Raw genomic sequence first — 13,140 nt, forward strand, 5'->3', positions numbered from 1 at the left:
GGATTGCCGGGTTATTTAACGCCCGTGGCGAGGGCAATGCCTAGAACGTTTGTGCACGGCTCAGTTGAACAGGCCCGCAGCGATGTTGATCGAGAACCCGAGAATCGCGGTGTTGAACAGAAAACCGATCAGCGACTGCGCGAGCACAATCTTGCGCAATTCCCGAGTGGCCACGCCGACATCGGAGGTCTGCACGGCTGCGCTGATGGTGAACGAGAAATACAGGAAGTCCCAATAATTGGGGGTGGTCAGCCCTTCAGCGAAGCGCAAAGCCGGGTCTTTGCCGGCCCAGGTGTAGAACAGGCGGGCGTAATGCACGCTGAAAATCACCCCGATCAACAGCCATGAACCGATGACGGTCAGTGCGGTATACCCGTAATGCAACAGCTTGCGGGTGGTTTCCAGGTCCTTGCTGCCGGCCAGTTCGAAAGTGATGGTCGCTAGGCTGGCGATGGCGGCGATGCACACCACGAACAGCACCAGCCCGGCGTTCTCGTCTTCGACTTCGGCAATGCGTTTCACATCCGGCGCTTTGGCGCGGGCGGCGAGCCAGAGCATCAGCACCAGATACGACCAGACCCCGGCGTTCCAGCCGAAGAGGATTTTGCTGATGATCGAATCGGCCGGAGCCAGAATGCCCACCGCAACACCGAGGGTCGCAGCAGCGGACAGGCGAGGGTGGGTGCGGGCGAGGAAGGGCATGTGAACTCGATGGGCCAGTGTATGCAAACACCTTAGCCCAGCGTGGACCGTCGGGCCCACACAATTCCCTGTAGGAGCGAGGCTTGCCCGCGAAGGCGGTGTGTCAGTCGAGTGAAGTATTGACTGTTACAGCGCCTTCGCGGGCAAGCCTCGCTCCTACAAGGGGGATGTGTGCGGTCAGGTTTTCTTGTGGCGTTTACGCACCAGTTTCATCACCACCACAAAAAACACCGGCACAAACACCACCGCCAGTGTCGCGGTGATCATCCCGCCAATCACCCCGGTGCCGATGGCTTGCTGGCTTGCCGAGCTTGCGCCAGTGGCGATCGCCAGCGGCACGACACCGAGGATGAACGCCAGGGACGTCATGACGATTGGCCGCAGGCGCAGGCGCGCGGCTTGCAGGGTGGCGTCGATCAGGTCGTGGCCTTCGTCGTACAGGCTCTTGGCGAACTCGATGATCAGGATCGCGTTCTTCGCCGACAGGCCGATGATGGTGATCAGCCCGACCTTGAAGAACACGTCGTTGGGCATCCCGCGCAAGGTCACGGCCAACACGGCGCCGAGCACTCCGAGCGGCACCACCAGCAGCACCGAAGTCGGAATCGACCAGCTCTCATACAACGCTGCCAGGCACAGGAACACGATCAACAGCGACAACCCGAGCAGGATCGGCGCCTGGCTGCCGGACAGCCGTTCCTGCAGCGATAACCCGGTCCATTCCTGGCCCAGGCCCGCTGGCCCTTGCGCGACCAGTCGCTCGATTTCCGCCATGGCTTCACCGGTGCTGTGACCTGGCGTCGGTTCACCGGAAATACTGATTGCCGGATAGCCGTTGTAACGGGTCAACTGCGCCGGGCCCTGAGTCCATTTGGCCTGGACGAAGGCGGACAGCGGCACCATTTTCCCGCTGCTGTTGCGCACGTGGATCTTCAGCAGGTCGGCGACCTGACTGCGTTGATCGCCTTCAGCCTGAACCACCACCCGCTGCATCCGCCCCTGATTGGGGAAGTCGTTGATGTAAGCCGAACCGACTGCGGTGGACAGCACGCTGCCGATGTCGGTAAACGAAACCCCCAGCGCATTCGCCTGTTTACGGTCGACGATCAGTTGCACTTGCGGCGCTTCGGCCAGCGCGCTTTCGCGCACGTTCATCAGGATCGGACTTTTCTCGGCGGCCGCCAGCAACGCGGTACGCGCCTGCATCAGCGTGGCATGGCCGAGGCCGCCACGGTCCTGCAAGCGGAACTCGAAACCGCTGGAGGTGCCGAGGCCGTCCACCGGCGGCGGCAGGACCGAGAACGCCATGGCGTCCTTGATCTGGCTCAGCGCGATGTTGGCGCGGTCGGCAATCGAACTCGCCGAGTCGTCGCTGCCGCGATCCGACCAGTCTTTCAACGTGGTAAACGCCAGCGCCGCGTTTTGCCCGCTGCCGGAGAAGCTGAAGCCGAGAATCACCGTGCTGTCGCCGACGCCCGGTTCGGTGGCGTTGTGCGCTTCGATCTGCTCGACCACCTGCACCGTGCGATTTTTGCTCGCGCCGGGTGGCAGTTGAATGTCAGTGATGGTGTAACCCTGATCCTCCACCGGCAGAAACGAAGAGGGCAGACGACTGAAGCACAGCCCCAGCCCAATCAGCAGCACGCCGTAGATCAGCAGGTAACGACCGCTGCGTTTCAGCGCATAAGCGACCCAGCCCTGATAGCGCTCGGTCAGTTGCTCGAAGCGTCGGTTGAACCAGCCGAAGAAGCCGCCCTTGGCGTGATGCTCACCCTTGGCAATCGGCTTGAGCAGCGTTGCGCAGAGCGCCGGGGTCAAGGTCAGGGCGAGGAAGGCCGAAAACAGAATCGAGGTGGCCATCGACAGCGAGAATTGCCGGTAGATCACCCCGACCGAACCCTGCATGAACGCCATTGGAATAAACACGGCGACCAGCACCAGAGTGATGCCGATGATCGCCCCGGTGATCTGCTTCATCGCTTTGCGCGTCGCCTCTTTGGGCGACAGGCCTTCGGTGGCCATGATCCGTTCGACGTTTTCCACCACCACGATGGCGTCGTCCACCAGAATGCCGATGGCCAGCACCATGCCGAACATGGTCAGTACGTTGATCGAGAACCCCAGCGCGAGCATGGTCGCAAAGGTGCCCATCAGCGCCACTGGCACCACGAGGGTCGGAATCAGCGTGTAGCGGAAGTTTTGCAGGAACAGGAACATCACCGCGAACACCAGCACCATCGCTTCGATCAGGGTGTAAACCACTTTGGTGATCGAGACTTTGACGAAAGGCGAGGTGTCGTACGGGATCTTGTATTCCACATTGGCCGGGAAGTAGCGCGCCAGTTCATCCATCTTCGCCCGCACCAGCGTCGCAGTGCTGAGGGCGTTGGCGCCGGGCGACAATTGCACGCCGACGGCGGTGGACGGCTTGCCGTTCAGACGCGTGCCAAACTGGTATTCCTGGCTGCCGATCTCGACCCGCGCCACATCACCGATGCGCACGGTGGAACCGTCCGGATTGGCCTTGAGCACGATGTCGGCGAATTCTTCCGGGGTCGACAGCTGGCCTTTGACCAGAACGGTTGCGGTGATTTCCTGGGTGGTGCGGGTCGGCAGGTCGCCGATGCTGCCGGCCGAAACCTGGGCGTTCTGCGCAACGATGGCCGCGTTGACGTCGGCCGGTGTCAGGTTGAAACCGATCAGTTTCTGCGGGTCGATCCAGATCCGCATCGCCCGCTCGGCGCCGTACAGCTGGGCCTTGCCGACACCGTCCAGGCGCTTGATCTCGTTCATCACGTTACGCGCCAGGTAATCGCTGAGCGCCACGTCGTCGAGTTTGCCGTCAGTAGACGTCAGGGTGATCAGCAACAGGAAACCGGCGGAGACTTTCTCCACCTGCAAACCTTGCTGGTTGACCGCTTGCGGCAGGCGCGACTCGATGACTTTCAGGCGGTTTTGCACATCCACCTGGGCCATCTCCGGGTTGGTGCCCGGTTGAAAAGTCGCCTTGATCGTGGCGCTGCCGAGGCTGCTTTGCGATTCGAAATACAACAGGTGATCGGCGCCGTTGAGCTCTTCCTCGATCAGGCTGACCACGCTTTCGTCCACGGTTTGCGCCGAGGCGCCCGGGTACACGGCGTAGATTTCTATCTGCGGTGGCGCGACATCGGGGTACTGCGCCACCGGCAACTGCGGAATGGACAGGGCACCGGCCAGCAGGATGAACAGGGCAACCACCCAGGCGAACACCGGGCGGTCGATAAAGAACTGCGGCATAGAAAAGCGTCCTGCTTACTGACCAGAAACCTGGGCAAGTGGAAGAGGGGAGTCGTCGATCTGCACTTTCTCGCCGGGCTTGGCGTGTTGCAGGCCTTCGATGACGATGCGGTCGCCAGACTTGAGGCCTGCGGTGACGATCCAGCGATCGTTTTGCACGGCGCCCAGCTCTACGGTTTGCTGGCCGACGCGCAATTCCGCATCGAGCACCAGCACCTGCGCAACACCCGCGCTGTCGCGTTGGATGGCGCGTTGCGGCACGCTGATGCCTTGCTGGTTCACCGCTTGTTCAAGGCGCACCCGCACGAAGCTGCCCGGCAGCAAGTCGAGGTCCGGGTTGGGAAACTCGCTGCGCAGGATGATCTGGCCGGTGCCCGGGTCGACGGTGATGTCGGTGAACAGCAGCTTGCCCGGCAGCGGATAGAGGCTGCCGTCATCCTGAATCAGCGTGGCTTTGGCCTGACCCTGACCCACTTCCTGCAACTGGCCGGAACGGAAGGCGCGGCGCAGGTCGTTGAGTTCGCGGGTCGACTGGGTGAGGTCGGCATGAATCGGGTTCAACTGCTGGATCAATGCCAGCGGCGTGGTTTCGTTCTGCCCGACCAATGCGCCTTCGGTGACCAGTGCGCGGCCGATGCGCCCGGAAATGGGGGCGGTGACGGTGGCGTACCCGAGATTCAATTTCGCTCGATCCACGGCGGCTTTATTGGCCGCGACTTCAGCGGCGGTTTGCCGTACGGCAGCCCGGGCGTTGTCGTAATCCTGGCCGCTGATGGCATTGCCTTCGATCAACTGGGCGTAGCGCTGTTCTTGCAGCCTGGCCTGGAAGGCGTTGGCCTCGGCCTTGCGCAGCGAGGCTTCGGCGCTGTCCAGGTCAGCCTTGAACGGTGCCGGATCGATGCGGAACAGCACATCGCCTTTTTTCACGTCGCTGCCTTCGTGGAAGGCGCGTTGCAACACTACGCCGGCGACCCGGGCGCGCACTTCGGCAATCCGTGGCGCGGCGATCCGTCCGCTCAGTTCGCTGGTGATCGACAGGGGCCGGGGTTTGATGGTCTCGATGCGCACGGTGGCCAGCGGCGCCTGCTCTTCAGCGTTCGTGGATTTGTCACACGCGCTCAGCGACAACGCCAGGGCAAGCAGGCTGAGCTTGGCAAGCAGGTTCTTTGACATGTAAATACCCCAATAATGAACTCCCGCATCCTACGGGGAGGCGACGAGGGTAGCGGTGAAGCTTTGTTGGTGCTGTGTGAAATTGTGTAATGGTTTTGCTCAGGCACGGGTGAGGGCGTATATCCTTCACGGCTTGAAATTTATTGCGCCTGTCAGGCAGTCATCGCTAGCAGGCTAGCTCCCACAAGGGATCTCATATGGACACAAACATTGTGAACACCACTGAACCCCTGTGGGAGCTAGCCTGCTAGCGATGGCGGAATAACAGCCGCCACTGCACTCTCTGGAAACACCCATGCCCAACATCCTCCTGGTCGAAGACGACACCGCGCTCTCCGAGTTGATTTCCAGCTACCTGGAACGCAACGGCTACTCCGTCAGCGTGATCAGCCGCGGTGACCACGTGCGCGAGCGTGCGCGGGTCAATCCGCCGGACCTGGTGATCCTCGACCTGATGTTGCCGGGGCTCGACGGCCTGCAAGTCTGTCGCTTGTTGCGCGCGGATTCGGCCACGCTGCCGATCCTGATGCTCACCGCCCGCGACGACAGCCACGATCAGGTGCTGGGCCTGGAAATGGGCGCCGATGACTACGTCACCAAACCCTGCGAACCCCGCGTGTTGCTGGCCCGCGTTCGTACGCTGTTGCGCCGCAGCAGCCTCAGCGAACCGCAGACCGCCAACGACCGCATCCTCATGGGCAATTTGTGCATCGACCTGTCCGAACGCACCGTGACCTGGCGTGAGCAACTGGTCGAGCTGTCCAGCGGCGAATACAACTTGCTGGTGGTGCTGGCCCGACATGCCGGCGAAGTGTTGAGCCGCGACCAGATTCTGCAACGCCTGCGTGGCATCGAATTCAACGGCACCGACCGCTCGGTGGACGTGGCGATTTCCAAGCTGCGGCGCAAATTCGACGACCACGCCGGCGAGGCGCGCAAGATCAAGACTGTTTGGGGCAAGGGTTACCTGTTCAGCCGTTCCGAGTGGGAATGCTGAGGCGATGTTCAGAATCCTCTTTCGCCTGTACCTGGTGACGATCATTTCGTACAGCGCGGCGATCTATCTGGTGCCGGACGTGGTGATCAAGGTCTTCCAGGAGCGCTTTGTCACCTACAACCTCGATTACTCGCGCGGGTTGCAGTCGCTGATCGTCAAGCAGTTTCACGCCGTGCCCGAAACGCAGTGGCCAGCGTTGGCGGCGGAGATGGACAAGGAATTCAACCCGCTGCACATCGTCCTCAGCCGCAATGACGATGACGGTCTGACCCTGGCGGAACAGAAACGTTTGCAGCGTGGCGAGAACGTCGTGCGCATCGGCGACTGGGGCTGGCGCACGCTGGCGGTGGCACCGTTGAACTCGCAAACCGTCGTGCAAATGGTCGTGCCGCCGGACCCGCTGGACGTGAATTTGCTGTACTGGAGCATCAACGTGCTGATCGGCGCGACCATGCTCGCGTGCCTGTTGCTGTGGCTGCGCCCGCACTGGCGCGACCTGGAGCGGCTCAAAGGCACGGCTGAACGCTTCGGCAAGGGGCATTTGAGCGAGCGAACCCAGATCCCCACCCATTCCAACATTGGTAGCCTGGCCAACGTTTTCGACACCATGGCCGGCGATATCGAAAACCTGCTGAACCAGCAGCGGGATTTGCTCAACGCGGTTTCTCACGAACTGCGTACACCGCTGACCCGCCTGGATTTTGGCCTCGCGCTGGCACTGTCCGACGATTTGCCGGCGGCCAGTCGGGAGCGCCTGCAAGGGCTGGTCGCGCACATTCGTGAACTGGATGAGTTGGTGCTGGAGCTGTTGTCTTATAGCCGCTTGCAAAACCCGGCCCGGCTACCGGAACAGGTGGAAGTGTCGCTGGATGAGTTCATCGACAGCATTCTGGGCAGTGTCGATGAGGAGCTGGAGTCCCCTGAAATCGTGATCGACGTGCTGCTTCACGGCCAGCTCGAACGCTTCACACTCGATCCACGGCTGACTGCCCGGGCGATTCAGAACCTGCTGCGCAACGCGATGCGCTACTGCGAGAAGCGTATTCAGATCGGGGTTCAGGTCTGTGCCAAGGGGTGTGAAATCTGGGTCGATGACGATGGGATCGGCATTCCCGATGACGAGCGCGAGCGGATTTTCGAGCCGTTTTATCGACTGGATCGCAGTCGCGATCGGGCGACGGGCGGCTTTGGCCTGGGATTGGCGATCAGTCGGCGGGCGCTGGAGGCACAGGGCGGCACGCTCACCGTCGAACCGTCTCCGCTGGGCGGCGCACGGTTCCGTTTGTGGTTACCGGTCCCGGCCTGATGACCGCCGCAAAACCTGTGCAGGAGCCGGCTTGCCGGCGATGGCGTCCTTGAATTCAACGCAATGTCTGATAGCCCCATCGCCAGCAAGCCGGCTCCTACAGGTCACGCGCTTAGCCGACTGCGCAACACCTTCGCCATCTCCTCCAGCTCCGACGCCGGGTTGTGTCCGATCAGCATCCACGCATGTTCCATGTCCGCCCAATACACCACGTTCATTCCGTGCCGACGCTCGTGGGCGAAGTGGCGACTGCCGCTGTTTGAGCGGGTGACGCACAACGCCATGGGGCCGTGCGCGGGGTCCAGATACGTAATCTGGGCGATGGGCATGCCGTCGTATTCGAGGATTTGTGCGCGTTTGAGCTCAACGCGTGGCAGGCTCAATTGTGCCGGCAAAAGGCGCAGCCCCAGGCGTGCGTCGATGGTGTGCAATTGCGCGCGTTGAGTGGCTTCGTCGCTGGGCAAGTGTTCCAGGGTTTGCGGCACGTACATCGACATGTAGTCCGCCACCAGCCCTCGCCAGCTGGATTTGTGCTGGCTCGCCTGCCAGCCAAGGAACAACCGGTCCGCGAGCACGCCGCTCAACACCAGGCCGGCTGCCGCCGCGAGGAACCGGCGCCGATTTATCGCGGGCCGGGCAGGCGAGGGCAAGGTGTCGAGCATCGCTTGCAGGCGGTCCACGGGCGCCTGTTGCGCCAGTTCGTCGTAGGCGGCCTTGAACGGCAGGCTGCTGCGGGCCAGCCATTGAAGGCGCAGGTTGAGCATCGAGTCTTGGGCGATGACTGCGTCGATGCGGCTGCGCTGATCGCTATCGAGTTGGTCGTCGAGGTAGGCCACCAGTTGCTCGTCCGTAGGCATCGTGTGATCGTTCATCGACGTTCTCCTGTGGAAGGGTTCGACACCGCGTGCAAGGGCGGGTACTCGGCCAGTTTCGCCCGCGCCGCGGCCAGGCGGCTCATGACCGTGCCGATGGGCACGTCCAGGACTTCGGCGACTTCGCGATAGGACAGGCCCTCCACGTAGGCCAGAAATACCGTTTCGCGTTGCGCTTCAGGCAGCGCATCGACGCGCCGAATCACCTGCGTGGCGAGCACATGGGTTTGCGCGGCGTATTCACCGTCGAACGACAAGGCGTTGTCGGCATCCACCAGCCCCTGGCCCTGACGCACCCGGCGCGAGCGCACTTCGTTGAGCCAGATCGAATGCAGAATGCTCAGCAGCCAGCGGTCCAGGCGGCTGCCGGGGACAAATTGCCCGGCACACTCCAGCGCCCGCACGCAGGTGGCCTGCACCAGGTCTTCGGCGACATGCCGCTGCCGGGACAGCAGCAGGCCGTAGCGCCATAAGCGCGCCAGGTGCTGGCCCAGCTCTGCCCGTATTGCCTGATCGCTGGCGATGGCGACCTCCGTCCTGTCAGGTTTTCGATGAATCGTTAATGGCTTCAGCCAGGTCCTGGTACTCCTCGCAGGTGCTGCCGCAGATCGATTTTATCTGCTGCAACTGCTCCTGGGCGAGATCCAGCCGACCCTTGATCACATACGCCTCGCCGAGGTACTCGCGGACTTGCGCGTATTGCGGGTCGAGTTTGACCGATTGCAGGTAGTAACCGATGCCCTCGTCGGTGCGCCCCAGTTTACGCGTAGCGTAGCCGCGATAGTTGAGCGCCTTGGCGGTGTCGGGTTCTTTCAGCGTGTCGAGCAGTGCCAGGGCTTCCTCGTAGCGACCGTCCTTTGCCAGCCGATAGGCGTAATCGGTACGGTCGGCATCGGACACCTCGCCGCTGGTCTGCCTTACGCATTTTTGCGACCTGGAGTCGAAGACCTGGCCTTTCGGGCAGTTGGGCCTGGCCGGTGCGTCATCGTCACCATTGGCCAATGCAAGGGTAGCGGACAACGCAAAGGCGAGCAGTAGCTGAACGGTAAAAACAGTAAGACGGGTATTCATGGATGATCTCCACTGGCTTATTCGTTTCAGTTCAACCACGCCCCGGCAACATGCACGCAAGGTGTTATCCCGCAGGCCGAAATGATGAGTCTTCGCTGTCATGAACACCGCAGGGTGAACAATTATTCATTTCTTTCGGGCAGTCTTTTCGAGGCACGCGCGCACAGGTTCGTGGTCGATCTGGGTGTCCACCCGTTTTGTCGCGGCTTTATCAGCGCAGGAAGGGCGAAGGTGGATGGGCAAATTCGCGTGCTGATCGCCGCTGAGCCCGAATTGCGGGGCAAGGACGTGGTGACGGTGCCTGATGTGACGGCGGCGTTTGTCGCGATGAAGGCCAGTTAGATTTGTAGTGCGTTCATCGCCGGCTGGCCGGCGATGAACGATGACCGGGTCTCAGCTGAGCAACCGGATCGGCTCTCCAGCGGACCAGGCCTGAATGTCCTCGATCATTTGCGAAAAGAACTGATGGTAGTTCTGCTGGCTGACGTACCCGACATGCGGCGTCGCCAGCACATTCTCCAGCGTCCTGAACGGGTGATGAGCGGGCAAGGGTTCCTGCTCGAACACGTCCAGTGCCGCACCGGCCAGCCGTCGTTTTTGCAACGCCTTGATCAGCGCCGCTTCATCGACAATCGGCCCGCGAGCCGTGTTGACCAGCAGTGCGGTGGGTTTCATCCAGTCCAGCGCTTGCGCGTCGACCAAGCCGCGACTGCGGTCGCTGAGCACCAGATGCACCGACAACACGTCGGCCTGTTCGAACAACGCCTGCTTGCTGACGTAGGTCACGCCCACTTCGGCGGCGCGTTCGGCTGTGAGGTTTTCGCTCCAGGCGATCACCCGCATGCCGAACACCTGGCCGAACTGGGCGACTCGCTGGCCAATGCTGCCCAAACCGAGAATCGCCAGGGTCTTGCCGTGCAGGTCGCCACCCAGCCCTTGTTGCCATTTACCTGCACGCAGGGCGTTGGCTTCCACGACCAGGTTGCGGGTGGCGGCCATGATCAGCGCCCAGGTCAGTTCCGGCGCGGCGTGTTTGTAACTGTCGGTGCCGCTGACCTGAATGCCAAGCGCGGCAGCGGCTTTCAGGTCGAGGGCAGCGTTGCGCATGCCGCCGGTGACCAGCAGTTTGAGGGTCGGTAGCCGACGCAGCAGGTCTTCATCGAAGCGGGTGCGCTCGCGCATTACGCAGATCACTTCAAACCCGGCCAGCCGTGCTGCCAGCGTTTCGTTATCCGCCGGATAGTCATGGATGAAACTCACCTGGCCGATGGCGTCCAGCGCCGACCAGTCAACCACCTGCCGCGCCACATCCTGCCAGTCATCGAGTACCGCAATCTGCACAGCCATCCGCCTTACCTCATCAATGAACGGGGTTGGAATTGTTCAGCCAGGCGAGCAGGGCCTGGTGGAATTTTGCCGGTTCTTCCATTTGCGGCGCGTGGCCCATGCCGGGGAATTCGACCAGCGTCGAGTGAGGAATCAGTTTCGCCACCTGTTTGCCGAGTACGTCGTAGTGACCGATTTTCGCTTTGACCTCGGGTGAGGCGATGTCCTTGTTGATGGCCGTGGAGTCGGCAGTGCCGATCAGCAACAGCGTCGGCACCTTCAGGTCCTTGAATTCGTAGTACACCGGCTGGGTGAAGATCATGTCGTAAATCAGTGCCGAGTTCCACGCCACCCGGGTTTTGCCCGGGCCTTTGGCCATGCCTGCGTACATGTCTACCCAGCGGTCGAATTCGGGTTTCCAGCGGCCGTCGTAATAAGTGTTGCGCTGATAGTCGTGAATGCCTTGCGCCGTCACCTTGAGCTCACGCTCGTACCATTGATCCACCGTGCGATAGGGCACGCCGAGGGCTTTCCAGTCCTCCAGACCGATTGGGTTGACCATCGCCAGTTGTTCGACCTGCTCGGGATACTGCAGCGCATAGCGGGTGGCGAGCATGCCGCCCGTGGAATGCCCGAGCAGGCTGGCTTTCTGGATGCCGAGGGCTTTGAGCAGTTGTTGGGTGTTGGCCGCCAGTTGCTGGAAGCTGTACTGATAATTGTCCGGTTTGCTGGAGGTGCAGAAACCGATCTGGTCCGGCGCGATGACCCGGTAACCGGCGTCGCTCAAGGCCTTGATCGACGTGTCCCAGGTTGCGCCGCAGAAATTCTTGCCATGCATCAGCACGATGCTGCGCCCGTTGACCTTGCCGTGCGCGGCGACGTCCATGTAGCCCATTTGCAGTGACTGGCCCTGGGACTCAAAGGCGAAATGCTTGAGCGTATAGGGGTATTCGAAGCCTTGCAGTTCGGGGCCATATTCCGGACCTTCGGCCGAGATGGCCGGCAGTGCGGCGGTCAGCAGCAGGCTCGGTAGCCAGCGGGAGCGTGCGAGGGGCATGGGGAACTCCAGAGGAAATCGGCGATGCTGGATCGGCATGATTAGGGCGGCATTAAGCACAGGCCATCGCGGCGGGTGATGGTTCAACCGATCCAGCCCAAAGTCGCCAGGGCCAGCACGCCGTAACGGGCGCCTTTGGCGAGCGTCACGATCAGCAGGAAGCGCCCCAGCGGTTCGCGCATGACGCCGGCGACCAGCGTCAGTGGGTCACCGATGACAGGCACCCAACTCAACAGCAACGACCAATGCCCGTAGCGCTGATAATGAATGCGGGCCTTGTCCAGATGGCGTGGGCTGACCGGAAACCAGCGCCGGTCGCGAAACCGTTCGATACCGCGACCCAACCACCAGTTCAGCAGCGAGCCGAGCACGTTGCCCAGCGTCGCAACTGCCAGCAGCGACCAGAGCCAGTACTGCTCGCTGAGCAACAGCCCCACCAGGACCGCTTCGGACTGCAACGGCAGCAGGGTCGCCGCACCGAATGCGGCGAAAAACAGCCCGATGTACGCCGCAGACATCAATGGGCGGCGGGGTAGTCCGCCACCACCACGTCAGCGCCGTCCTTTTTCAGGCCGATCACCTGATAGGCGTCGCTCATGCCGTCCATTTCCATGCCGGGCGAACCCATCGGCATGCCGGGCGCGGCCACGCCCAATAGATCGTCACGCTTGGTCAAGGCCAGCACCTGATCGGCCGGGACATGGCCTTCGACGAATTTGCCGTTGATCAAACCGGTGTGGCAGGACGCCAGGCGTGGCGGCACGCCGTGTTGTTGCTTGAATTCGCTCATGTTGGCTTCGACGTGATCCTCGACCTTGAAGCCATTGGCCTCCAGGTGGCTGATCCACTTTTTGCAGCAGCCGCAGTTGGCATCGCGGTGGACCTCGATGGGGATGAGGTCGGCGGCCTGGGCCAGGGACGAAATGAACAGGGCGCTCAGGGCGACCAGACGCAGATGGGTTCGCATGGAGGGATCTCGACTCGGATGGCGGTCAAAAAAGAGGCATTTTGACTACTTTAGCCGGTTAAGAGCGACGAGATTGTTTCGAATTAATGCTGGGGTTGTGGGGGATTCTGGGTTGCACGGGTTTTGGTTGGTGTACATATCCATTGGTTTGGTGACGGCTGATATGGGTTTCGCCCTTACGGCGAGTCACTTGGAGAAGCGCCAAGTAACCAAGCGCTTTTGCCCCTTTCGTTCGGTGGCTCGCTAAGGCTCGCCATGCCCTCGCTCCGGTCCTGCTCCGTGGGCCCGCCGCCATCGGCCATCCATGGCCGGGGGCGGCTAACCCGGCATCCATGCCGGGTTGCCCACTGCGCAGAACCTGCGCTCGGCCTCTCGAGGGGGCGTGTACCTCAA

13 protein-coding genes are annotated in these 13,140 nt (G+C 61.8%); 3 read left to right on the forward strand and 10 right to left on the reverse strand.

Features of this window, described 5'->3' with window-relative positions:
• Positions 1-60: 60 nt before the first annotated feature.
• The 3 genes from KGA82_RS06065 to KGA82_RS06075 form a co-directional block, all read right to left on the reverse strand.
• Complete coding sequence (locus tag KGA82_RS06065) at positions 61-702, reverse strand: DUF1345 domain-containing protein (protein ID WP_207284400.1); 642 nt, start codon at positions 700-702, stop codon at positions 61-63.
• Between the two features lie 177 nt (positions 703-879).
• Positions 880-3,978, reverse strand: a complete 3,099-nt coding sequence (locus KGA82_RS06070) for an efflux RND transporter permease subunit (RefSeq protein ID WP_223449939.1) — start codon at positions 3,976-3,978, stop codon at positions 880-882.
• Positions 3,979-3,993: 15 nt separating this feature from the next.
• Positions 3,994-5,151 carry an efflux RND transporter periplasmic adaptor subunit gene (locus KGA82_RS06075; protein WP_223449940.1) on the reverse strand — a complete coding sequence of 386 codons (1,158 nt, stop codon included), beginning with the start codon at positions 5,149-5,151 and terminating at the stop codon, positions 3,994-3,996.
• A gap of 295 nt (positions 5,152-5,446) precedes the next feature.
• On the opposite strand from KGA82_RS06075, the gene KGA82_RS06080 reads away from it, so the two are divergent.
• Positions 5,447-6,148: a response regulator transcription factor gene (locus KGA82_RS06080; RefSeq protein WP_008031130.1), complete on the forward strand. Its 702-nt coding sequence runs from the start codon at positions 5,447-5,449 to the stop codon at positions 6,146-6,148.
• A gap of 4 nt (positions 6,149-6,152) precedes the next feature.
• A complete protein-coding gene (locus KGA82_RS06085) occupies positions 6,153-7,454 on the forward strand; it encodes an ATP-binding protein (RefSeq protein ID WP_008036839.1) in 1,302 nt (433 codons plus the stop codon).
• Positions 7,455-7,558: 104 nt separating this feature from the next.
• Here KGA82_RS06085 and KGA82_RS06090 read toward each other — a convergent pair whose 3' ends face one another.
• The 3 genes from KGA82_RS06090 to KGA82_RS06100 are packed head-to-tail and all read right to left on the reverse strand — an operon-like array spanning position 7,559 to position 9,397.
• Complete coding sequence (locus KGA82_RS06090) at positions 7,559-8,326, reverse strand: anti-sigma factor family protein (RefSeq protein WP_223449941.1); 768 nt, start codon at positions 8,324-8,326, stop codon at positions 7,559-7,561.
• Positions 8,323-8,820: an RNA polymerase sigma factor gene (locus KGA82_RS06095; RefSeq protein ID WP_202949142.1), complete on the reverse strand. Its 498-nt coding sequence runs from the start codon at positions 8,818-8,820 to the stop codon at positions 8,323-8,325. The genes KGA82_RS06090 and KGA82_RS06095 overlap by 4 nt, the downstream gene beginning before the upstream one ends.
• 46 nt (positions 8,821-8,866) lie before the next feature.
• A complete protein-coding gene (locus KGA82_RS06100) occupies positions 8,867-9,397 on the reverse strand; it encodes a tetratricopeptide repeat protein (RefSeq protein WP_223449942.1) in 531 nt (176 codons plus the stop codon).
• Between the two features lie 114 nt (positions 9,398-9,511).
• Here KGA82_RS06100 and KGA82_RS06105 point away from each other — a divergent pair, with 114 nt between their 5' ends.
• Positions 9,512-9,739, forward strand: coding sequence for a hypothetical protein (locus KGA82_RS06105; protein WP_223449945.1), 228 nt, complete (start codon positions 9,512-9,514; stop codon positions 9,737-9,739).
• A gap of 51 nt (positions 9,740-9,790) precedes the next feature.
• Here the strand turns inward: KGA82_RS06105 and KGA82_RS06110 are convergent, their stop codons facing one another.
• The 4 genes from KGA82_RS06110 to KGA82_RS06125 all read right to left on the reverse strand — a co-directional run bounded on the left by KGA82_RS06110 (position 9,791) and on the right by KGA82_RS06125 (position 12,747).
• Positions 9,791-10,744, reverse strand: coding sequence for a D-2-hydroxyacid dehydrogenase family protein (locus KGA82_RS06110; protein WP_008036836.1), 954 nt, complete (start codon positions 10,742-10,744; stop codon positions 9,791-9,793).
• Positions 10,745-10,757: 13 nt separating this feature from the next.
• The gene (locus tag KGA82_RS06115) at positions 10,758-11,780 is read right to left on the reverse strand and encodes an alpha/beta fold hydrolase (protein WP_223449943.1); all 1,023 of its coding nucleotides are present in this window, start codon (positions 11,778-11,780) and stop codon (positions 10,758-10,760) included.
• 83 nt (positions 11,781-11,863) lie between these two features.
• Positions 11,864-12,298 (reverse strand): YqaA family protein, encoded by a 435-nt coding sequence (locus KGA82_RS06120; RefSeq protein WP_192227077.1) that lies wholly within the window; start codon positions 12,296-12,298, stop codon positions 11,864-11,866.
• Positions 12,298-12,747: a DUF411 domain-containing protein gene (locus tag KGA82_RS06125; protein WP_008036830.1), complete on the reverse strand. Its 450-nt coding sequence runs from the start codon at positions 12,745-12,747 to the stop codon at positions 12,298-12,300. Before KGA82_RS06125 ends, KGA82_RS06120 begins: the two co-directional genes overlap by 1 nt.
• Positions 12,748-13,140 lie beyond the last annotated feature (393 nt).

The organism is Pseudomonas sp. BF-RE-22, from assembly GCF_019956155.1.
GTDB classification, from domain to species: Bacteria; Pseudomonadota; Gammaproteobacteria; order Pseudomonadales; family Pseudomonadaceae; genus Aquipseudomonas; species Aquipseudomonas migulae.

Coding starts and splice junctions, on each gene's coding strand:
- KGA82_RS06115 (WP_223449943.1), bottom strand. CDS start 11,780: ATGCCCCTCGCACGCTCCCGCTGGCTACCGAGCCTGCTGCTGACCGCC.
- KGA82_RS06070 (WP_223449939.1), bottom strand. CDS start 3,978: ATGCCGCAGTTCTTTATCGACCGCCCGGTGTTCGCCTGGGTGGTTGCC.
- KGA82_RS06100 (WP_223449942.1), bottom strand. CDS start 9,397: ATGAATACCCGTCTTACTGTTTTTACCGTTCAGCTACTGCTCGCCTTT.
- KGA82_RS06080 (WP_008031130.1), top strand. CDS start 5,447: ATGCCCAACATCCTCCTGGTCGAAGACGACACCGCGCTCTCCGAGTTG.
- KGA82_RS06065 (WP_207284400.1), bottom strand. CDS start 702: ATGCCCTTCCTCGCCCGCACCCACCCTCGCCTGTCCGCTGCTGCGACC.
- KGA82_RS06125 (WP_008036830.1), bottom strand. CDS start 12,747: ATGCGAACCCATCTGCGTCTGGTCGCCCTGAGCGCCCTGTTCATTTCG.
- KGA82_RS06085 (WP_008036839.1), top strand. CDS start 6,153: ATGTTCAGAATCCTCTTTCGCCTGTACCTGGTGACGATCATTTCGTAC.
- KGA82_RS06110 (WP_008036836.1), bottom strand. CDS start 10,744: ATGGCTGTGCAGATTGCGGTACTCGATGACTGGCAGGATGTGGCGCGG.
- KGA82_RS06120 (WP_192227077.1), bottom strand. CDS start 12,298: ATGTCTGCGGCGTACATCGGGCTGTTTTTCGCCGCATTCGGTGCGGCG.
- KGA82_RS06090 (WP_223449941.1), bottom strand. CDS start 8,326: ATGAACGATCACACGATGCCTACGGACGAGCAACTGGTGGCCTACCTC.
- KGA82_RS06075 (WP_223449940.1), bottom strand. CDS start 5,151: ATGTCAAAGAACCTGCTTGCCAAGCTCAGCCTGCTTGCCCTGGCGTTG.